Genomic DNA, 19,436 nt, shown 5'->3' on the forward strand with positions numbered 1-19,436 from the left:
CAAGCTCCATCAATTGTCGGTGTTTTTGCAGTATGGTTAGCCACCTGAGCTGGATAAACGCTGCAACACTTCAATCATCTTAAAGCTGAGCTTGATAATGGATTTGTTCCAGGCAATGACGGTTTACGTCCGAGTGGTCGAAGCCGGCAGCATGACCGCCGCCGCCCAGCAGTGCGAAATGTCGACAACCATGGTCGGCAATCACCTGCGCGCGCTGGAGCAACGTCTGGGTGTGCGCTTGTTGAATCGGACGACACGGCGCCAGCGACTGACGGAATTCGGCTCCGCCTATTACCAGCGCTGCCTGGAGGTGCTGGGGTTGGTGGAGGATTCCGAGCGGCTGGCCGAACAGAGCCAGGACACGCCGAGCGGGACCTTGCGGATCACGGCGCCGTTGACCTTCGGCACTGAAAAGCTTGCGCCGGCGCTTAGCGAATTCGCCCTGCGTTACCCGCAAGTCAAACTGGACGTGGTGCTCACCAACGGGCGACCCGACCTTCTAGAGAACGGTCTCGACGTGGCTTTTCGCCTAGGCGCAATCGAACCGTCCAACCTGATCGCCCGCCCGCTCATCGACTACACGCTGACCATGTGCGCCTCGAAATCTTATCTGGCACGCCGGGGCACACCGGAAAAACCCGAAGACCTGCAACATCACGACTGCTTGTCTTTCGCTTACCCGGTCGGCGATGACTGGCAATCCGTGGAAAAGCAGTGGCGCCTGAGCGGGCCGGAAGGCGAAGTCATGGTGGCCGTCAAAGGCCCGATGCTGATCAACAGTTCGGCGGGGCTTCATCAGGCCGCTCGAACCGGGATGGGCATCGTGATGTTGCCCGATGCGTTGGTCGAGCAGGATTTGCTGAACGGAAAACTGGTGGCGTTGATGCAGAACTATCAATTGCCGAGCCGGCCGATGCACTTGGTGTACGCCCAGGATCGCTACCGCTTGCCGAAATTACGTCGCTTCGTCGACTTTGCCATGCAGTTGTGGGCCAAGCACTAGCCGGAGCATTACACCATGCACTAATCTCCCGAACTGACGGGTCACTTTGATATCAGTGCAGGGAGAGCGGTGATGGGTGAGGCATCAAGTATCGAGCCGTTGAAATTCAATGTGTCGGATTTGAACGAGGACATGTTGCACACCATTCTGGAACTGGTCAGTGATGGCATATGGGACTGGAACGCCAACACCGGGTTCGTCTACCGCAATCCCGGGTGGTACGAAATGCTCGGCTACGCGCCTCACTCCCTGGACAACACCGTGTTTACCTGGGAAAACGTGATGCACCCCGATGACTACCCGCGGGTGATGACGGTGTTTGATGATTACCTGAATCAACGAGCGCCGGGCTACCAGGCTGAGTATCGCTGCCGCAAGCAGGACGGCAGTTATATCTGGATCGAAGATCGCGGCTACGTGCTGGCACGCAATGCCGACGGATCGGTGGCGCGGATGGTCGGTGCGCACCGCAGTATCGAAGACAAGAAACGTCTCTTCGAGGAAATGGAGCGGCGCAATCAATCCCTTGAAGCCATCGTCGAAGAACGCACCCGCGAGTTGTCGCGGGTCAATCAGCAGCTGCAAATTCAATTGGAAGAAAACCGCAAACTGGCGGAAACCGATGCACTGACATCGATTGCCAATCGCTATCGTCTGGAAAAAACCCTGCCCCAGGAATGCGACCGTGCCCAGCGCTTTCGGCAGCCACTGTCACTGATTGCGATGGACATCGACGACTTCAAGAACATCAACGATCACTACGGCCATGCCCTGGGAGATGCGGCGTTGGTGCAGGTCGTCAAGAGCGTAAAACGCTGCGTGCGCTACGGCGACCTATTGGCGCGCTGGGGCGGCGACGAGTTCATCATGATCCTGCCCAATACGTCGCTGGCCGACGCCAGATCCTTCGCCGAGCAAATTCGACATGGCCTGTCGAGCCTTCCGCCTGTGGGAGAGTTTCAGGTCACCATGAGTTTTGGCGTAGTCCAGCGCTTTGAAGAAGAGCAACAAACCGGTCTTCTGGCCAGAGCCGATCAGGCGCTGTATCGGTCAAAAGTCGCGGGCAAGAATGTGATTTCCGGGTGAGTGCCGTCCTGCATGTCCGCGATGTACTGCCCGTGGAAGTGGAATCCGTGCGGCTTTTTCTTGAGCAGAACGGATGGGCTCATCGCCTGGGATCAACTGACCATTTTGCGCAGTTGATCGCCAACTCCCAACGCACAGCGCTTGCCGTGAAGGACTCCCACATCGTCGGGTTTGCCCGTGGCATTACCGACGACCTGTCCAACGGTTATCTGTCGATGGTTGTCGTGTCCGGGCAGCATCGACGTGAAGGCGTTGGTCGGGCGCTGGTCGAGCATGTCATGGGCGAGAACACCGACATCACCTGGGTTCTGCGCGCTGGCCGCGAAGGCGCTGCGGAATTCTTTTCGCGCCTGGGTTTTGAACCGTCGAGCATCGCGATGGAGCGCCCACGCAGTCGATAGCCAAAACGCCCTTCACATCCCCGACTTCACCAGCACCGGTTTCTCCTGATACCGATCCGGGTACAGCTGCTTCAGCTGCGCCACTTTCGGCAGGTCATTGATCACGATGTATGGATACGTCGGGTGCTCGGTCAGAAAGTCCTGATGCTCCTCCTCCGCCGGGTAAAAACCGTTGTAGGTTTCAAGCTTGGTCACAATGGGTTTGTTGAACGAATGGGCGGCGTCGAGCTGGGCAATGTAGGCCTGGGCGACGCGCTGCTGTTCAGTGTTCGCCGGGAAGATTGCCGACCGATACTGGGTGCCGCTGTCGGGGCCTTGGCGGTTCAACTCGGTGGGGTTGTGCGCCACTGAGAAATAGATCTGCAGCAAGGTGCCGTAACTGACCTGCGACGGATCGAAAGTGACCTCGACCGATTCCGCATGACCGGTATCGCCGTCGCTGACGCGCTCATACCGAGCGGTGTTCGCTTCACCGCCGGCGTACCCGGAGACGGCTTGTTTCACGCCTTTGACGTGCTGGAACACCCCTTGGACGCCCCAGAAGCAACCGCCAGCAAAGACTGCGGTTTCACTGTGGGCCTGAGTGGTTTCGTCCAGGGCAGGCGGCGGGATGATGACCGCCTCCTCCGCTGCACCGAAAGAGAACGCCGAGCATTGGCCGATGACGCCAGCGGCTGCCAAACCCAACAAGGTACGGCGCCATACAACTGGGATCTTCATGAGTCTGACTCCTGAACAAATGATAGGGCTATCAACCGAAGGTAAAGGCATAGGCCGACACACCCGGATCGAGAAACTCGATGCTGAAGGTCCGGTCCGTCACGCCGCCGTTCTGGCGCACCAATTGATATAACCGTTGCTCGGTGACACTGCCGCTGCCATCGGGTGCCACGTCGGTACCGTGGGCATCGCCGGGGGCTTTTCCGTCGATCAGCACTTTGAAGCGCACCGGTTTGCCGTCTGCTCCGGGGCCCAGTACGAGGTGCAAATCGCGAGCGTGGAAGCGGTAGACGATGCGGCTGGCGGGCGCAGTTGAGGTCGCGCGTTCAGAACCGACGTTCCATTGACCGTCCAGCCCCCAATCGTTGAGTGCCAATTGCGGTGGGGTGGTGTACGCCGACGCTTTGTCCGGTACCAGACCGGTTGCCGGTACGAAGTGCTCCGCCCGCTGGTAGCCGACGTAGGTCTCCGGTGACTGAACTTCATTCATGTCCGGGGCTAGTTGAACCCCGGTGGCGTCGGCTTTGATCAGCCCATCGGCGACCTTTGTGGCGCCCGCTTCACGCAGCAGTTGCTGGATGACCCGTTCCGATTCGGCGTAATCGCCTTCACCAAAGTGGTGATAACGAATGCGCCCCTGTGCGTCGGCAAAATAATGGGCTGGCCAGTATTCGTTGTTGAATGCACGCCAGATCTTGTAGTCGTTATCGATCGCCACCGGATAGGTGATGCCCAGGTCTTTCATGGCTTTGGTGACATTGCCCACATCACGCTCAAAGGCGAACTCAGGCGCATGCACACCGATCACCACCAGGCCCTGATCGCGGTACTTCTCGGCCCAGGCTTTGACATAAGGCAAGGTGCGCAGGCAATTGATGCAGGAGTAAGTCCAGAAATCCACCAGCACGACCTTGCCCTTCAACGCCTGTGCGGTCAGAGGGGATGAATTGAGCCACTGCACGGCACCGTCCAGCGGCGGGAGGTTACCCTCAATCGGCAATGCGCCCGGCGCTTTCGCCGCCATTTTCATCGCCCCGCCAGCGGCCATCATCGCTCCGCTGTTGCTCGGTGACTTACCGGCTAACCGACCCACCAAGGCCTGCTCGATGCCGCCGGTGGAAGCTGTCGAAATCCGCGCCAGAATCCCGGTGTCCAGCCCAAGGGCAATCGCCGCCACGCCGGCCAGCATCGCCGCGCCCAAACCTCGGCGCAGCCATTCACCCGCGCCGATCGAGCGCTTCATCGCCGCAAAGACTTTACCGCCCAGCAACAACGCCACGGCGAGGGAAGTGGCGGCACCCGCGGCGTAGGCCAGCAACAGCAACGTGGTGGCGATGCTTGCCCCTTGCAGCGCTGCGCCGGTCAGCAACAGGCCGAGAATCGGTCCGGCACACGGCGCCCAGAGCAGGCCCGTGGCGACGCCGATCAGGAACGAAGCGCCGGGACGCGGACGAGCATCGGCGCCCGCCGCTTCCGACAGTCGGCTGCCGGCCGCCACCAGTGGACGTGTCAGGCGCTCGGCCAATCGAGGCAGCAGCAGCGTCAGCCCGAACAGTGCCACGAACAGCAACGCGAGCCAGCGACCGTACTGATTGACTTGCACCACCCAACCGCCGCCCACCGCCGCCAACGAGGCGACGAGCGCGAAGGTCAGCGCCATCCCCGCCAACAGCGGCAAGCCACTTTTCATAAACGGCTGCCCGGTGCGAGCGAAGACAAAGGGCAATACCGGCAGAATGCACGGGCTGACAATCGTCAGCACACCACCGAGATAAGCGAGAACCAGAAGCCACATAGCATCGACCTGCATTAAATGAGTGAAAGGAAGTGCCCATGGGTCACGCCGCCTGGGGCTCGAAGGTCATCGCCAGACCATTCATGCAGTAACGCAGGCCGGTGGGCTTGGGCCCATCGTCGAAGACATGGCCCAGATGCCCACCGCAACGCCGGCAATGGACTTCTTCGCGCAGCACGCCGAAGGATCGGTCCTGACGAGTCGCCACTGCCTTGTCCAGCGGCGCCCAGAAACTGGGCCAACCGGTGTGGCTATCAAACTTGGTGTCGGAAGAAAACAGCGGCAAGGCACAACCGGCACAGGCAAAAATCCCCTCGCGATGCTCGTTGTTCAACGGGCTGCTGTAGGCCCGCTCGGTGCCCTCTTCCCGCAGGATTTCGTACTGTTCGGCACTGAGCAGGGCGCGCCATTCGCTGTCGGTGTGAGTGACCTCGAACACCTCCGACGCACTGGCGTCGCTGATCAGCTCGGTACGGGCGGCAAATTTTGGCAACACACCGACCACCAGGGCTGCAGCGCCCAGCCCGCCGCTCGCTACAAGAAACTGTCGCCGTGAAAACATGGCCTTCTCCAAAATTCCAGATGCCTGATAGGGAGCACAGCCTAGGCTTGGGTTGATCGCCAAATCCTCACGGACAGTTAAACAATTCGTGATAACTCGACCCGAGGAAAACCCGCACAATGTGCCCATTGCGCTACAAAGGATTGAGCTTTATGGAACAGACCAAACGTGTCCTGGTGGTCGAGGACGACCTGCACATCGCCGACCTTATCTGCCTGCATCTGCGCGATGAGCAGTTCGAGGTGGTGCACTGCGCCGACGGTGGTGAAGGCATGCGACTGCTGCAGCAAGGAAGCTGGGACGCATTGATCCTCGACCTGATGTTGCCCGGTGTCGACGGCCTGGAAATCTGCCGTCGGGCGCGGGCCATGGCCCGCTACACACCGATCATCATCACCAGCGCCCGATCCAGTGAAATGCACCGGATCCTGGGGCTGGAACTCGGTGCCGACGATTACCTGGCCAAGCCTTTCTCCATGCTTGAGCTGGTCGCCCGGGTCAAAGCCCTGCTGCGACGAGTCGACGCCATGGCCCGCAACCTGAAAATGGACGCTGGCAGCCTGATCACAAATGGCCTGTCCATCGACCCGATCACCCGCGACGTCTCTCTCGACGGTCGTCGCCTGGACCTGACTCCACGCGAGTTCGACCTGCTGTATTTCTTCGTCCGTCAGCCTGGCAAGGTGTTCTCGCGGATGGACCTGCTGAACGCGGTCTGGGGCTACAGCCACGAAGGCTACGAACACACGGTCAACACCCATATCAACCGCCTGCGGGCCAAGATCGAAGCCGATCCGGCACAACCCGCGCGCATCCTGACGGTGTGGGGTCGCGGCTATAAATTCGCGGCCAGGGAGGAGCAGCCATGAGGCTGACCCTGACACAGCGCCTGTCCCTGGTGTTCGCCGTCCTGTTACTGGTGTGCTGTAGCACCTCGGCCTGGATGCAAGTGCGCTCCAACAAGATGCACGAACTGGAAGTGGTTCAAGGGCTGTCGCGCGATCTCGCCCAACACATCGCTCGCGACACCGTGCTGATGGACACCAATGGCCTGATGCCGAACGCCGTGCGCGAACTGTTCAGCAAACTCATGCTGGTCAATCCCAGTGTCGAGGTCTACCTGCTCAACACCGAGGGACATGTCGTCGGCAGCGCTGCCCCCGAAGGCCGGATGCGCCGGGACCGGGTCGATCTGGCACCGATCCAGCGGTTGCTAAAAGGCGATGCGCTGCCGATTCTCGGCGACGATCCGCGCAGCGTCGACGGACGCAAAGTGTTCAGCGCCGCGCCGTTGCAGGTCAACGGCAAACAGGAGGGTTACCTCTATGTGGTGTTGCTCAGCGAAGAACACGACCGCTTCGCCGAACGCGGCGCCACCAGCGCCGCGCTCGATACCGCGCTGCTGTCCATCGGTCTGGTGGCGTTGTTGTGCCTGATCGCTGGCCTCGCGGCATTTGCCCTGATCACCCGACCGCTGCGTCGGTTGACCGAACGAGTCAGCCAGTTCGACATCGACGGCGTCCCCTCCTCCCCGCCCGTCACGGACCCGGTAGAAAAAACGTCCAGTCATGATGAGATTGCCGTACTCGACGCCGCCTTCCGCCAGATGCAAACCCGCCTCAGCGAACAGTGGCGCTCGCTGACTCGCCAGGATCAGGAGCGCCGCGAACTGGTGGCAAACATTTCCCACGACCTGCGCACACCGCTGGCCTCGCTGCACGGGTATCTGGAAACCCTGTCGCTCAAAGACGCCACGCTGTCCCCCGTCGACCGCCGTCGCTACCTGGGCATCGCCCTGGATCAAAGCCGCAAGGTGGGTGGCCTGGCGCAATCGCTGCTGGAACTGGTTCGGCTGGAACACGGTTTCGTGCAACCGGTGCTGGAGCGTTTCTCCCTGACCGACCTGGTGCAGGACATCTTCCAGAAATTCGAACTCACCGCCGAATCACGGCAGATCGAACTCAAGGCCACCTTCGCGCCCAACGTTTCGGCCGCCTGCGCTGACTTGGGGCTGATCGAGCGCGTATTGACCAACCTGTTCGACAATGCCCTGCGCGACACACCTCAGGGAGGCGAAATCGAACTGAGCCTGCGCCCTCAGGGGCCCTTTATCGAAGTCACCGTCAGCGACACCGGCCCCGGCATCGCACCCGAATTGCGCGAAGGTTTGTTCCTGCGTCCGTTCAACATTGGCGGTGCCCGGCGCGATGGCGGGCTGGGGCTGCGAATCGTGCATCGGATCCTGCAATTGCACGGTCGCGAGATCCAGTTGATCGACGTTCCGGGTCGTGGCGCGACCTTCCGTTTTTCCTTGCCGGTGGATGAGCAAACGGCGGAAAAGTGGGCCGTACGGTCCATGAACCTGAATTCGATGGGGAAATAGCCAGATTTCAGCGGTCACAGTTTTGAACCTGATGCTGAGGCGAAAAAACGCTGATGACTGACACCACGCTCCTGTATATCGGCTGCGCCGGATGGAGCCTGCCCCGCGAACAATGGGAGGCATTTCCTGCCGCAGGCACACACTTGCAACGGTACGCGGCGCAGTTGACGTGTGTGGAGATCAACAGCTCGTTTTATCGGCCTCACCGCCCGGCGACCTATGCACGATGGGCCGAGAGTGTGCCGGAGGGTTTCAGGTTTTCAGTCAAAATCCCCAAGCAGATCACTCACGAAGCTCGCTTGCTGGATTGTGAAAAGTTGATCAATGACTTTGTCGAGCAATGCTCCCATCTGGGTCAGAAGCTTGGTTGCCTGCTAATCCAGATCCCGCCCTCCCTGTCCTTCGAAATCAAAACCGCCGAAACCTTCTTCACCACATTTCGTTCGCGTTACTGCGGCTTCGCAGTATTTGAACCGAGGCATGTCAGCTGGCAAACACCTGAGGCGCAAGCGCTACTGATTGAGCATCGAATCGGCCAAGTGGCAGCCGATCCTTCGCCGCTGCCCGAAGGTGATGTGCCCGGAGCCTGGCCGGGCATCCGCTACTACCGATTGCACGGATCACCGCGAATCTACTACTCAAACTACGAGATGCCATGGCTTGAATACCTGGCCCACAAGCTACAACCCCAAGCCGACGGCGTCCCCACCTGGTGCATCTTCGACAATACCGCCAGTGGCGCGGCGACGGCCAATGCGCTGGAGCTTCAGCGAATGACGCCTCCCCGCCAAAAATGATGACCAACCGCCTGTTCATCCGTGACAACTCAGGTCAGGTCCAATAGATTAGGCGGCCTGAAAAGGCCCCGTGCTTTCTCGCCTAAACCCAAGCTAAAAGAAGTAGTGAAATTTCAATGTCCGATTCCAATACCGCTGAATCCGTAGTCACCTTGTCGTCCAAAGCGGAATACGAAAACTCCATCAATCTTTCACAGCATGTGCCACAGGCCAAGACCATCAGCGAGATGGTCCTGGACGCTTTTCAATCGACCCGGGAAAGCGACCAGATCCGCGAGCTGCGCGCCGCGATTCGCCAGGCTCACGACAGCTTCGACGACGATAAAGCCTATGAACTGATGGGCGAACTCAAACAACTGAAAGACGCCGAAGCGTCCGACATTGCCGCGCTGGAAGACCTGAGCAGCAAGTTTCCGATCAGCCGTATTCTGTCCAGTTTCAAGGAAGACCCGGCGTTTCAGGAAATCGTCTATGGCCTGGCCTTGAAGGTGCTGAACCAGACGCATCAGGCCATCAGCAACCCAAGCACCGGCAAGAGCAAAGTGGCTCGCGCCAAGAAAGACCTCGAAGTGTTTACCATCAGCAAGGATGGCGCGAGCGTCACGCTGCCGCTACGCACGCCTCGTGCGAGCCTGAACGTAGATCGCAAAGCGCTGGAGTTCCTCGGTTTCACTTTCGTCGGCGAAGGCGAGGATGCGCAGATTGAAAGCGAAACGTTCCTGGACAACACCGGGGCCGAACAAGCGGTCAACCGCAAAAACATCATCACCGCACTTCAGCAGCAAACCGCGTTCGACGGCTACAGCATCGCCGCGCAGTAACACGATCGACCTGAAAGCTTTCAGTCAGTAAGCAACCTGTGGCGAGGGAGCTTGCTCCCGCTGGGCTGCGTAGCGGCCCCAAAAAAATGTGGCAACAATGCCGATTCTTGTGAGTGCTACGCACTCAAGCGGGAGCAAGCTCCCTCGCCACAAAAGCAGATATGCCCAAAAGACTTACCGCTCGGACGGATACAAGGCCGCGATCATATCCACTTCTATCGGCGCGTTTTTCGGCAACTGGTAAACACCGACGGTCGTTCGTGTGTGCTTCCCGGCTTCACCCAACACATGCGTAAAGACGTCGGACGCGCCGTTGGCCACCTCGCTGAGGTCCACAAAGTCGAACGTGGATTTCACGTAGACGGTGATGCGCAGCAGTGCCTTGACGTTATCCAGTGAACCGATGGCCTCACGGATCAGTGCAAGCCCACGGATCGCGCTGATACCCGCGGCCTCTTGGGCATCGGCCAGGTTGAGTTCCAGCCCCACTCGGCCGGGGTACTGGATTTTGCCGTTCATTCGCGGCACCAGCCCGCTGACATACAGTTCGTCATCGTGCCGGATCAGCGGCGCGTAATGCCCGCCAGCAGAGTTCTCGTCGTAGATATCAAAGCCGAGTTCTTTCGCCATCGCGAGGAAGCGCTCGTCGCGACTCATTTGATTACTCATTAACCGAACCCTCTTAATCAATCATGCATACGCGCAGGTGATGGTAGAGAGAGATGCGTGTCTTGATCAGGGCAACTTCGTATAAGATCCAACAAACTTTACTGCCAGGGAGACCAGTAAAATGCAGCGCGCCGTCATCGCCGCCATCGAGTTCCAGCCAGGAGTGCCGCTGGTGCAGCAGATCGTCGATCAGTTGTCTGCGGCCATCAGCCAGGGAGGCCTGCCTAACGGGGCCAAGTTGCCGCCGATTCGCGAACTCTCCGAGTTGATGAACGTGGGTAAATCCACTGTGGTCGACGCCCTCGACCGCTTGCGGGCCAAGGGGCTGGTGGTCTCACGCCAAGGTTCGGGGCATTACATCCATCGCCCGAGCCCCTCTCCCCAACACGCAGCTGCCCCAAATCTACAACCCCAAGACACGCTCAGCCGGGTCCGCCGCGCAATGCTGCTGGACAACGGTGCGCTGCGTCCCGGCTGCGGATTTCTGCCGGCCTCGTGGCTGCCCGCCGACGAATTGCTCAAAGCCGTGCGCAGCACCCTTCGCGCGACCGCGCTGCGCATGGGCGAATACGGCGAGGTCGGTGGTTACCTCCCGCTGCGCGAGGCGTTGCGGGTCAAGCTGTCGACCGTCGGCATCGAGGTGCCAGTGGCGCAGATCATCACCACCGCCAACACCGTACAGGCCATCGACCTGCTGATGCGCCTGTTGATAAAACCCGGCGACACCGTGCTGCTCGACGATCCGTGTTACTTCAACATGCACACCAACCTGGCGTTGCACGGCGCCAAGGTCATCACCATCGCCCGCGATTGCGACGGCCTGGATCTGGAAGCCTTCGAGCAATTGCTGATCGCCCATCGCCCCGTGCTGTACATGACCAACAGCACGCTGCACAACCCGACCGGGCACTCGTTCTCCGCCGCACAGGTGTATCGCTTGCTGGAGCTGAGCCACCGTTACGGCGTCCACATCCTCGAAGATGACTTGTATGGCGACATCCAGCAAAGACGCACCCCGCGCCTGGCCGCGAGCGGTCTGGACAATGTCAGTTACGTCTCCGGTTTCTCCAAGACCCTGACCGCCAACAGCCGGGTCAGCTATACCGCGCTATCGCCACAATTGGCCGCACGACTGATCACTTTGAAGATAGCCTGCGGCGGCGTGACCTCGGAACTGGCGGAGCAGATCACCTGCACCATGCTCAGTAACGGCAGCTACGCCAAACACACCCGGCGCACGGTTGATCGCCTGTATGAATCGAGCAGTCGCGTGACGAAATGGCTGACAGAGGCTGGATGCTCGGTGTCATCGATACCGGGTGAAGGGCTGTTCATCTGGACACGACTGCCCGAAGGACTGCATGCCGAAACGCTGGCCAGCAAAGGCCTTGAAAACCATCTGGTGCTGGCGCCTGGCACTCTGTTGAGCAAAGCCGCTGATGCCAGCAGCTTCCTGCGTTTCAACGTGGCGCACAGCGATAGCCCGCAGGTGCGCGAGCGGTTCTTCCGGCTGCTTGATCGCTGAGTTTTTCTGATGCCATTTTGCTGTTCCAACAAAAAGCCCCGCTCTTCTCTCAAAGGCAGGGCTTTCAATCGACTGTCGGATTTTTGTTACACAACGCAGGCTCAGGACAATACTGCGCGCTGCTCTGCCTCGTAATGTCGAGTCTGAAAAGGCATGAGGGTTTGAGCCTTTAGGCCTAGACCTTCACTCAACCCCCAGGAGGCTGCCAGTTCATCACGGCGTCGGCGAAGCGGCGCGGCTGTTTCCGGCTTCAAGTCTTGCTTGATAGTCGAGTAGGCAAAAAGCTCAAGGGCATTGAAGGTTTCCAACACGCGGCTATCAGACACGCATGAAAAACGTGTAAAGCGTTCGAGCAGGTAGCCTGCGCGACGAACCTCGACCTCATCCGAATGGCCACTCAAAAAAGCCGAGACTTCATTTGCGAGGTTCGAGCTTGAGTACCAGACAGCTTTTGCAGCGCTCACAAGCGCAGCATCATCTGCCTGATTCAAAGGGCTTTTGACCAGGGTGTCCAAAGCGGATGAGAGGACGTGGCCACTAAGGGGCTTCGCCATCTGTATTCTCCAGATAATTGTGCAAAATATTTTCGAGAACAGAGGTTGGTGACTCTTTATTGCCAACATATACATCAATCGCCTGCAGCGCCAGCCGGCGCAGCTCGGTGGTGAGTATGAAACCACATCTGAGCAGCGCCATGATATCGCCAATGTCTTGATCCGTAGCTCTGCCCAATTTAGAAATGGCAATGTCGATCGGCGATGCAATGTGAACATGCAGAGGAGACTCACTCGCAAACTCGGCAAGTGGAAGGCTTCGCTCCCAGTAATCCTCGTGAACGGGCCCAAAGCTTGTGTTGTATTGAAGGTCGTAGTTCAGCTCCATCAGTCGACCGGATCGCTCATCGAAAAATTGTTCGGGAACCTCTGCGAGCATGGTTTGAAGGTGGAGACTTTTGGGGACATTAGCCTCGTAAATCTCGGCATCGACATCCGTGGAAACACGGTGATTTGTATATAAGTGAACCGCACACCCACCGAACACAATAATTTTTACCGCCCCAGTTTCTGCATACTCAAGCACCAACTCAGCTTCGACAGATTTGAACATTGAAATCAAAGCCTGCCCTAACGCTGTGCTCGTATTAACACGGGGAATGATTACGTCCGGCAAATCCATATTCGAACCTCTAACAACTAAACGCCAGACAGCTGTTTCAGCTGATTTGGCAAAGTCCTGAGGTTAGAAAGGCGACTTCCGACCGACAACCTGAAAGGTTTGTAGGAAGGTTCTGCCACATTGGTAGGCAGGAGAACTGGACCTCGCTTCAGTTGCGTGCCTGTTTCGAGACTTGGTGTGCAAACAACTGAATCGCCCCCAATAAAAAGCCCCGCTCTTCTCTCGAAGGGCGGGGCTTTTCTTTACAGCATCCGACGTTTAAGGCGCGTACGTCAGCAACAACTCGCTCGGCACTTTGAAGTCCAGGGACATCATCACGCTCAACGCGGTAATGGTGAAGATCGAGAACACGAACAGCTTGCGTGCCCAGACCGTGTCATCCACTGCCTTGTAGCCGGTCCAGGCCATGTACAACCAGTACATGCCCATGGCTGCGGCGACGGCGAGGTAGCTCATGCCGGCGTAGCCGCTGAAGGTCAGCATCAAGGTCGCCACGAGGAAGGCCAGGATGTAGATCAGGATGTGCTTCTTGGCCACTTGAATCCCGCGCTTCACAGGCAGCACCGGAATCGATGCGGCCAGGTAATCGTTGAAGCGGAAGATCGCGATGGCGTAGGAATGCGGCATCTGCCACAGGCTGAACATCACCAGCAGCGTCAGTGCGGCCATGTCGAAACTGTTGGTCACAGCCACGTAGCCAATCACCGGCGGCATTGCGCCCGACAGACTGCCCACCAGCGTGCCGTGAACCGACTTGCGCTTGAGGTACAGGCTGTAGAAGCCGACGTAGATGACAAAGCCGATCACCGCGAACAACGCGGCCAACGGGTTGGCCACTTTGTACAACAGTGCAACGCCGAAAACACCCAGGACGGTCGCAAAAGCCAGGGCCAGTTTCAGGGAGATCAAGCCCTGGACCAGCGCCCGGTTTTTGGTGCGTTCCATCTTCAGGTCGATGTCGCGGTCGATGCAGTTGTTGAACACGCAACCGGAAGCCACTACCAGGGAGGTGCCGATCATTGCGGCCAGGAAAATGGCCAGATCGACATGCCCTTTCGAGGCCAGGAAAAATCCGCCTGCCACAGAAAGCACGTTACCGAAAATGATCCCCGGTTTGGTGATTTGGATAAAGTGCTTCAAGGACATCCGGATTTACCTCAGTGCGCCATCATGTTGGTGTGGATGCTGAACATGATCCACAGCGACAGGCCAACCAGCAGGACGATCACGATGGCGGCGAAAACAAACGCAATCACGTTGTTACGCTGCGCGGCCGAACGGTCCAGGTGGAGGAAGTACACCAGGTGCACCAGCACCTGGATCACTGCGAAGGCCAGTACGATCCACAGGGTCATGGCTTTCGGCAGCGATGGGTACATCACCAGGCCGAAAGGAATGACGGTCAGGATCACCGACAGAATGAAACCGATAGCGTAAGACTTGACGCTGCCGTGGCCGGCGTCGTGGCTATCGTGGGAATGAGCGTTAGCCATTTACATAGTCCCCATCAGATAAACAACGGTGAATACGCAGATCCACACCACGTCCAGGAAGTGCCAGAACAGGCTCAGGCAGCTCAGACGGGTCTTGTTGGTCGCCGTCAGGCCGTTTTTCTGCACCTGGTACATCATGATCGCCATCCAGATCAGACCACTGGTCACGTGCAGACCGTGGGTGCCGACCAGGGTGAAGAACCCGGACAGGAAGCCGCTGCGGCTAGGGCCGTAACCTTCGGCGATCAAGATGTGGAACTCGTTGATCTCCATGGCGATAAAGCCGGCGCCCAGCAGGAAGGTCATGCCCAACCAGCCCAGGACCTGATTCTTCTTGCCCTTGAACAACGCCAGCATGGCGAAGCCGTAGGTGATCGAACTGAACAGCAGCAGAGCGGTTTCGCCCAGTACGTATGGCAGTTCGAAGATGTCGTGGCCCGACGGGCCACCCGCTACGTTGTTAACCAGTACCGCGTAGACCGCGAAGATCGACGCAAACAGGATGCAGTCGGTCATCAGGTAGAGCCAGAAACCGAATACGGTCATCTCGCCCGAGTCGTGGTGATGGTCATCGTGCCCATGTCCATCGACATGGGTGTGTCCAGCATTGGTCACTAAGTTCGACATGGTTTAAGCCTGTTCCAACGAGGTTTCAACACGGGTGGCGGTGGCTGGGATTTTCCCGGCCGCTACCAGACGCTTGTGCTGCTCGGCTTCGATGCGTTCGATTGTCTCGACCGGCACCATGTAGCCTTGGTCATCACGTGCAGCGTGGATCACGAAGTAGACCACGGTGCCAACCAGGCCAACGATGGCCAGCCACCAGATGTGCCAGATCATCGCGAAACCGAACACAGTCAACAGAGCGCCCATGACCACACCGGTCGCGGTGTTGTTTGGCATGTGGATCGGCTCGTACTTGGCCGGAGCCTGGTACGCGGTACCGTTTTCCTTGGCTTCGGTGAACGGGTCGATGGTTTCGGCTTTTGGCAGCACAGCGAAGTTGTAGAACGGTGGTGGCGACGAGGTCGACCATTCCAGCGTGTGGGCATTCCACGGGTCGCCGTGTTCGCACATGTTTTCCGGCTTGTTGCGATCACGCACACTCACGTAGAGCTGGATCAGCTGGCAAGCGATACCCACAGCGATCATCACCGCACCGAACATGGCGACGTACAGGTACGGCACCCACTCAGGGTTGGTGGTGGCGTTCAGACGACGGGTCATGCCCATGAAGCCCAGTGCATAGAGCGGCATGAACGCGACAAAGAAGCCCGAGATCCAGAACCAGAACGCTGCCTTGCCCCAACCTTCGTGCAGCTTGAAGCCGAACGCTTTAGGGAAGTAGAAAGCGAAGCCGGCGATGTAGCCGAATACCGCGCCGCCGATGATCACGTTGTGGAAGTGAGCGATCACGAACAGGCTGTTGTGCAGGACGAAGTCAGCACCCGGGATGGCCAGCAATACGCCGGTCATGCCGCCGATGGCGAAAGTCACCATGAAGCCCAGGGTCCACAGAACCTGGCTGGTGAAACGCAGACGGCCTTGGTAAATGGTGAACAGCCAGTTGAATAGCTTCACACCCGTCGGGATCGAAATCAGCATCGTCGCCAGACCGAAGAAGGCGTTGACGCTGGCACCCGAACCCATGGTGAAGAAGTGGTGCAGCCAGACCATGAAGCCCAGGATCGAGATCGCGCCCGATGCGTAGACCATCGAGTGGTGGCCGAACAGACGCTTGCCGGTGAAGGTCGAGATGACTTCGGAGAAGATCCCGAACGCCGGCAGAATCAGGATGTAAACCTCAGGGTGACCCCAGGCCCAGAACAGGTTGACGTACATCATCGGATTGCCACCAAGTTCATTGGTGAAAATGTGGAAATCCATGTAACGGTCAAGCGTCAGCAGTGCCAGGGTAGCGGTCAGGATAGGGAACGAAGCCACGATCAGGACGTTGGCCCAGGTGCAGGTCCAAGTGAAGATCGGCATGTCCATCAGCTTCATGCCAGGGGTACGCATCTTCAGCACGGTGGCCAGGAAGTTGACCCCCGTCAGCGTCGTACCTAACCCGGATAGCTGTAGCGCCCAGATGTAGTAATCCATCCCCACGCCAGGGCTGTATTGCAGGCCCGACAGCGGCGGATAGGCAACCCAGCCGGTCTTGGCGAATTCGCCGACGCCCAGGGACAGGTTGATCAGCACCACGCCCGATACCAGCAGCCAGAAGCTCAAGGAGTTCAGGAACGGATAGGCAACGTCACGCGCGCCGATCTGCAGCGGCACTGCAAGGTTCATCAGGCCGGTGAAGAATGGCATCGCCATGAAGATGATCATGATCACACCGTGAGCGGTGAAGATCTGGTCATAGTGTTCAGGTGGCAGGTAGCCAGGCGAACCCTCGGTGGCCATGGCCAGCTGGGTACGCATCATGATGGCGTCGGCAAAACCGCGCAGCAGCATGACCATGGCGACGATGATGTACATCACGCCGATTTTCTTGTGGTCGACCGAGGTCAGCCACTCGGTCCACAAATAAGTCCACTTCTTGAAGTAGGTGATTGCAGCGAACAGCGCCAGACCGCCGAGCGCGATCATGGCGATGGTAATCATCACGATCGGTTCGTGGAACGGGACCGCTTCCCAACTTAATTTACCAAACATCGTTTACTCCTCTGCCCCGGCAGCTGAATGCGAGTTCATGTCCATTCCTTGCGTAGCGGCCACTTCTTTCTCTTTCTTCTCGTGCTTGACCTTCGGACCCGGTTTCATGCCTTCGTACTTGTCGACGATGATCTGGAACAGGTTCGGAGTGACCGAGGAGTAGAGCTCGACTGGGTTGTTCTGGCTCGGCTTGGAAAGGGCTGCGTATTCAGCTTCTTCAAGCTGTTTAGGTGCCTTTTTGACTTCACTTACCCAGGCGTCGAAATCTTCCTGGGAAGTGGCGATAGCCTTGAATTTCATGCCGGTGAAACCAGCGCCGCTGTAGTTGGCGGAGATACCGTCCATTTCAGCGTTCTGGTTGGCGATCAGGTGCAGTTTGGTCTGCATGCCGGCCATCGCGTAGATCTGGCCACCCAGGGCCGGGATGAAGAACGAGTTCATCACGGAGTCCGAAGTCACCTTGAAGTTGATCGGCGTGTGCGCCGGGAACACGATCTTGTTGACGGTGGCGATGCCTTGCTCCGGATAGATGAACATCCACTTCCAGTCCAGCGCGACCACTTCAATGGTGATCGGCTTGACGTCGGATTCCAGCGGCTTGTATGGATCCAGCGCGTGGGTCGACTTGTAGGTGATGTAACCCAGGGCAATGATGATCAGTACCGGGATCGTCCACACTGCGATTTCGATCTTGGTGGAGTGCGACCACTTCGGTGTGTAGACGGCATCCTGGTTAGACGCGCGGTATTTCCAGGCGAACAGGAAGGTCATGACGATGACCGGTACCACGACCAGAAGCATCAGCAGCGTTGCGGTGATGATCAGGTTTCGCTCATCCAGGCCAACCTGGCCCTTGGGATCGAGCAAGGTCATGTTGCAGCCTGACAGCAACAACGTGCCGAGCAGCGGCAATAAGCCTAGTAGTCTGGGGTACCTGTTTTTACTCATCTCACGACCTCTAAAGCAGCTTGCGCAATGCAGTTGGGTTTTGATCGCCAACACTTCACCCTGCCAAGGGTTGGCATTTTTCTTGGATTGAATAAGGGCTGCCCGTCGCGCGTCAGACGCTGTTCGACAAATCCTGGGCTAGCGGTAAGTTCTTATTCGAATTCGTGGTCAAAGGCCTTGTTACAGACCAATTCCATTTGGTGCGGATAGTTGGAAGGCTCCGACACCTGGGAGTCGCACGAAGCGTTCAGCTCCTCGACGCCCTGTTTTCCTGCTCAAGGTGAGCAGTGCCGGAATTCAGTGCGGGCGATTGTAGATACGTAGCGATCCATAAACCATGTCTCATCCCGAAATAATTTTTATCCATTCCAGCAACAATCATTAACGGTTTTTGCAAAAGTGCGGCATCTTATCGAAATTCATTCTCAACAAAAACACCAAAATTTGTAGGTCTACCGCACGCAGTTCAGACAGCTATCAGGGCTTGTGCAGACACTTCGAGGATGCCCTAGCCCCTATCAGACAAGGGCTCTGGCGATTCGCCAGCCCCTGTTAAAACTGCCTGCTTGCGCGTGATAGCCTTTAAATCGACAGACGCCTGAGCAGGCCAATTTCGTTGTCTGGCTATGCACCAATCAGGCACCTTGAAATGCCTTGCGACAGCCTCGCTGTGACAACATGTCGCACACGTGTCGCACCCTTCGCTGCCGCACATCACTAACTTTTTACGCCGACCCTGAAATGCAAAACGCCCCGGTCCTCTTGATGAAGGACCGGGGCGTTTTTCGTTTCAGTAACGGATCGTCCGCGCGAGTGGCGGATGACCTCAGCGCAACGCTTTGCGGTTACGCGAAGTGAGCAGCGGCACCAGCACCACGATCAGCACGAACGCAACCAGCGCCCACTGCGCCAGCGACAAACCGAGGACCGGCGGGTACGGCGTGGAACAGAAACCGTCGACCTGGAAGCCCAGCGGGAAGATCTTCGCCAGCGGCAGGCCATCAACAATCGGTTGCAGCACATCGATGCCACAACTCACTGCCGGGTAGAACTGGGTGTAAACGTGATGCCCGGCCACGGCGACGCCTGCGATGGCGCAGATGACCACCAGCGTCTCGAACACCGTGATGCTGCGACGGGTGCGCATGGCCGCGCCAATGAAGGCAAACAGCGCAATCAGCAACAGCGCATAACGTTGCAGGATGCACAGCGGGCACGGCGCCTCGCCCAGCACAATTTGCATGTACAGCGCGCCACCGATCAGCGCCAGGCAGATGATGCCCAGCAACACCAGATAGCGCCGTTCACGTCCCAACCGCATCGTTTCCTCGCTCATCGCGTTTCCCTTGTAAAGATCGATTGCCCGGAAGTCTACACGCAGGCTCCAACCTTTGAG

The 19,436-nt window shown here is 58.2% G+C and carries 20 protein-coding genes; 8 read left to right on the forward strand and 12 right to left on the reverse strand.

Annotation, left to right across the window (positions count from 1 at the left end):
• The first annotated feature begins 97 nt into the window (after window positions 1–97).
• The 3 genes from DJ564_RS26935 (at window position 98) to DJ564_RS26945 (ending at window position 2,490) form a co-directional block, all read left to right on the forward strand.
• Window positions 98–1,003, forward strand: a complete 906-nt coding sequence (locus DJ564_RS26935; RefSeq protein WP_109634652.1) for a LysR family transcriptional regulator — start codon at window positions 98–100, stop codon at window positions 1,001–1,003.
• 72 nt (window positions 1,004–1,075) lie between these two features.
• On the forward strand, window positions 1,076–2,089 hold the full coding sequence (locus DJ564_RS26940; protein WP_109634654.1) for a sensor domain-containing diguanylate cyclase: 1,014 nt from the start codon (window positions 1,076–1,078) through the stop codon (window positions 2,087–2,089).
• Complete coding sequence (locus DJ564_RS26945; protein WP_109634656.1) at window positions 2,086–2,490, forward strand: GNAT family N-acetyltransferase; 405 nt, start codon at window positions 2,086–2,088, stop codon at window positions 2,488–2,490. The genes DJ564_RS26940 and DJ564_RS26945 overlap by 4 nt, the downstream gene beginning before the upstream one ends.
• A 12-nt stretch (window positions 2,491–2,502) precedes the next feature.
• On the opposite strand, the gene msrA is transcribed toward DJ564_RS26945, so the two are convergent.
• The 3 genes from msrA to msrB are packed head-to-tail and all read right to left on the reverse strand — an operon-like array spanning window position 2,503 to window position 5,567.
• Complete coding sequence (gene msrA / locus DJ564_RS26950; protein WP_109634658.1) at window positions 2,503–3,210, reverse strand: peptide-methionine (S)-S-oxide reductase MsrA; 708 nt, start codon at window positions 3,208–3,210, stop codon at window positions 2,503–2,505.
• Between the two features lie 31 nt (window positions 3,211–3,241).
• Window positions 3,242–5,005 carry a cytochrome c biogenesis protein DipZ gene (locus tag DJ564_RS26955; protein ID WP_109636214.1) on the reverse strand — a complete coding sequence of 588 codons (1,764 nt, stop codon included), beginning with the start codon at window positions 5,003–5,005 and terminating at the stop codon, window positions 3,242–3,244.
• Between the two features lie 43 nt (window positions 5,006–5,048).
• Complete coding sequence (msrB, locus tag DJ564_RS26960) at window positions 5,049–5,567, reverse strand: peptide-methionine (R)-S-oxide reductase MsrB (protein ID WP_109634659.1); 519 nt, start codon at window positions 5,565–5,567, stop codon at window positions 5,049–5,051.
• A gap of 152 nt (window positions 5,568–5,719) precedes the next feature.
• Here msrB and DJ564_RS26965 point away from each other — a divergent pair, with 152 nt between their 5' ends.
• The 4 genes from DJ564_RS26965 (at window position 5,720) to DJ564_RS26980 (ending at window position 9,568) form a co-directional block, all read left to right on the forward strand.
• Complete coding sequence (locus DJ564_RS26965; RefSeq protein WP_109634661.1) at window positions 5,720–6,436, forward strand: response regulator transcription factor; 717 nt, start codon at window positions 5,720–5,722, stop codon at window positions 6,434–6,436.
• A complete protein-coding gene (locus tag DJ564_RS26970) occupies window positions 6,433–7,950 on the forward strand; it encodes a HAMP domain-containing sensor histidine kinase (RefSeq protein WP_109634663.1) in 1,518 nt (505 codons plus the stop codon). The genes DJ564_RS26965 and DJ564_RS26970 overlap by 4 nt, the downstream gene beginning before the upstream one ends.
• Before the next feature lie 53 nt (window positions 7,951–8,003).
• Window positions 8,004–8,747, forward strand: a complete 744-nt coding sequence (locus tag DJ564_RS26975; RefSeq protein WP_109634665.1) for a DUF72 domain-containing protein — start codon at window positions 8,004–8,006, stop codon at window positions 8,745–8,747.
• Window positions 8,748–8,863: 116 nt separating this feature from the next.
• Window positions 8,864–9,568, forward strand: a complete 705-nt coding sequence (locus tag DJ564_RS26980; protein ID WP_109634666.1) for a hypothetical protein — start codon at window positions 8,864–8,866, stop codon at window positions 9,566–9,568.
• A 174-nt stretch (window positions 9,569–9,742) separates the two neighbouring features.
• Here DJ564_RS26980 and DJ564_RS26985 read toward each other — a convergent pair whose 3' ends face one another.
• Window positions 9,743–10,237: a RidA family protein gene (locus DJ564_RS26985; protein WP_109634668.1), complete on the reverse strand. Its 495-nt coding sequence runs from the start codon at window positions 10,235–10,237 to the stop codon at window positions 9,743–9,745.
• A 121-nt stretch (window positions 10,238–10,358) separates the two neighbouring features.
• On the opposite strand from DJ564_RS26985, the gene DJ564_RS26990 reads away from it, so the two are divergent.
• The gene (locus DJ564_RS26990; protein WP_109634669.1) at window positions 10,359–11,762 is read left to right on the forward strand and encodes a PLP-dependent aminotransferase family protein; all 1,404 of its coding nucleotides are present in this window, start codon (window positions 10,359–10,361) and stop codon (window positions 11,760–11,762) included.
• Window positions 11,763–11,863: 101 nt separating this feature from the next.
• Here the strand turns inward: DJ564_RS26990 and DJ564_RS26995 are convergent, their stop codons facing one another.
• From DJ564_RS26995 to DJ564_RS27035, 8 genes are all read right to left on the reverse strand, one after another.
• The gene (locus DJ564_RS26995; RefSeq protein WP_109634671.1) at window positions 11,864–12,316 is read right to left on the reverse strand and encodes a hypothetical protein; all 453 of its coding nucleotides are present in this window, start codon (window positions 12,314–12,316) and stop codon (window positions 11,864–11,866) included.
• Window positions 12,300–12,938, reverse strand: a complete 639-nt coding sequence (locus DJ564_RS27000; RefSeq protein ID WP_178082327.1) for a DUF6036 family nucleotidyltransferase — start codon at window positions 12,936–12,938, stop codon at window positions 12,300–12,302. Before DJ564_RS27000 ends, DJ564_RS26995 begins: the two co-directional genes overlap by 17 nt.
• Window positions 12,939–13,196: 258 nt before the next feature.
• A complete protein-coding gene (cyoE, locus tag DJ564_RS27005) occupies window positions 13,197–14,084 on the reverse strand; it encodes a heme o synthase (RefSeq protein WP_109634673.1) in 888 nt (295 codons plus the stop codon).
• Between the two features lie 11 nt (window positions 14,085–14,095).
• On the reverse strand, window positions 14,096–14,431 hold the full coding sequence (gene cyoD / locus DJ564_RS27010) for a cytochrome o ubiquinol oxidase subunit IV (protein WP_096481055.1): 336 nt from the start codon (window positions 14,429–14,431) through the stop codon (window positions 14,096–14,098).
• A complete protein-coding gene (locus DJ564_RS27015) occupies window positions 14,432–15,058 on the reverse strand; it encodes a cytochrome o ubiquinol oxidase subunit III (RefSeq protein ID WP_109634674.1) in 627 nt (208 codons plus the stop codon).
• A 3-nt stretch (window positions 15,059–15,061) separates the two neighbouring features.
• Window positions 15,062–17,092: a cytochrome o ubiquinol oxidase subunit I gene (gene cyoB / locus DJ564_RS27020; protein ID WP_109634676.1), complete on the reverse strand. Its 2,031-nt coding sequence runs from the start codon at window positions 17,090–17,092 to the stop codon at window positions 15,062–15,064.
• A gap of 3 nt (window positions 17,093–17,095) precedes the next feature.
• Window positions 17,096–18,040 carry a ubiquinol oxidase subunit II gene (gene cyoA / locus DJ564_RS27025; protein WP_109634678.1) on the reverse strand — a complete coding sequence of 315 codons (945 nt, stop codon included), beginning with the start codon at window positions 18,038–18,040 and terminating at the stop codon, window positions 17,096–17,098.
• Window positions 18,041–18,866: 826 nt separating this feature from the next.
• Window positions 18,867–19,376: a disulfide bond formation protein B gene (locus DJ564_RS27035; protein WP_109634679.1), complete on the reverse strand. Its 510-nt coding sequence runs from the start codon at window positions 19,374–19,376 to the stop codon at window positions 18,867–18,869.
• Window positions 19,377–19,436: the final 60 nt, after the last annotated feature.

This window comes from Pseudomonas sp. 31-12, from assembly GCF_003151075.1.
Lineage (GTDB): Bacteria > Pseudomonadota > Gammaproteobacteria > Pseudomonadales > Pseudomonadaceae > Aquipseudomonas.

Bases quoted from the DNA above. Each gene is read 5' to 3' on its own strand.
- DJ564_RS26990 (WP_109634669.1), top strand. From the start codon at position 10,359: ATGCAGCGCGCCGTCATCGCCGCCATCGAGTTCCAGCCAGGAGTGCCG.
- DJ564_RS27000 (WP_178082327.1), bottom strand. From the start codon at position 12,938: ATGGATTTGCCGGACGTAATCATTCCCCGTGTTAATACGAGCACAGCG.
- msrA (WP_109634658.1), bottom strand. From the start codon at position 3,210: ATGAAGATCCCAGTTGTATGGCGCCGTACCTTGTTGGGTTTGGCAGCC.
- DJ564_RS26980 (WP_109634666.1), top strand. From the start codon at position 8,864: ATGTCCGATTCCAATACCGCTGAATCCGTAGTCACCTTGTCGTCCAAA.
- DJ564_RS26965 (WP_109634661.1), top strand. From the start codon at position 5,720: ATGGAACAGACCAAACGTGTCCTGGTGGTCGAGGACGACCTGCACATC.
- DJ564_RS26985 (WP_109634668.1), bottom strand. From the start codon at position 10,237: ATGAGTAATCAAATGAGTCGCGACGAGCGCTTCCTCGCGATGGCGAAA.
- cyoD (WP_096481055.1), bottom strand. From the start codon at position 14,431: ATGGCTAACGCTCATTCCCACGATAGCCACGACGCCGGCCACGGCAGC.
- DJ564_RS26975 (WP_109634665.1), top strand. From the start codon at position 8,004: ATGACTGACACCACGCTCCTGTATATCGGCTGCGCCGGATGGAGCCTG.
- DJ564_RS26940 (WP_109634654.1), top strand. From the start codon at position 1,076: ATGGGTGAGGCATCAAGTATCGAGCCGTTGAAATTCAATGTGTCGGAT.
- DJ564_RS26935 (WP_109634652.1), top strand. From the start codon at position 98: ATGGATTTGTTCCAGGCAATGACGGTTTACGTCCGAGTGGTCGAAGCC.
- cyoA (WP_109634678.1), bottom strand. From the start codon at position 18,040: ATGAGTAAAAACAGGTACCCCAGACTACTAGGCTTATTGCCGCTGCTC.
- DJ564_RS26995 (WP_109634671.1), bottom strand. From the start codon at position 12,316: ATGGCGAAGCCCCTTAGTGGCCACGTCCTCTCATCCGCTTTGGACACC.
- DJ564_RS27015 (WP_109634674.1), bottom strand. From the start codon at position 15,058: ATGTCGAACTTAGTGACCAATGCTGGACACACCCATGTCGATGGACAT.
- DJ564_RS26955 (WP_109636214.1), bottom strand. From the start codon at position 5,005: ATGTGGCTTCTGGTTCTCGCTTATCTCGGTGGTGTGCTGACGATTGTC.
- DJ564_RS26970 (WP_109634663.1), top strand. From the start codon at position 6,433: ATGAGGCTGACCCTGACACAGCGCCTGTCCCTGGTGTTCGCCGTCCTG.
- msrB (WP_109634659.1), bottom strand. From the start codon at position 5,567: ATGTTTTCACGGCGACAGTTTCTTGTAGCGAGCGGCGGGCTGGGCGCT.
- cyoE (WP_109634673.1), bottom strand. From the start codon at position 14,084: ATGTCCTTGAAGCACTTTATCCAAATCACCAAACCGGGGATCATTTTC.
- cyoB (WP_109634676.1), bottom strand. From the start codon at position 17,092: ATGTTTGGTAAATTAAGTTGGGAAGCGGTCCCGTTCCACGAACCGATC.
- DJ564_RS27035 (WP_109634679.1), bottom strand. From the start codon at position 19,376: ATGAGCGAGGAAACGATGCGGTTGGGACGTGAACGGCGCTATCTGGTG.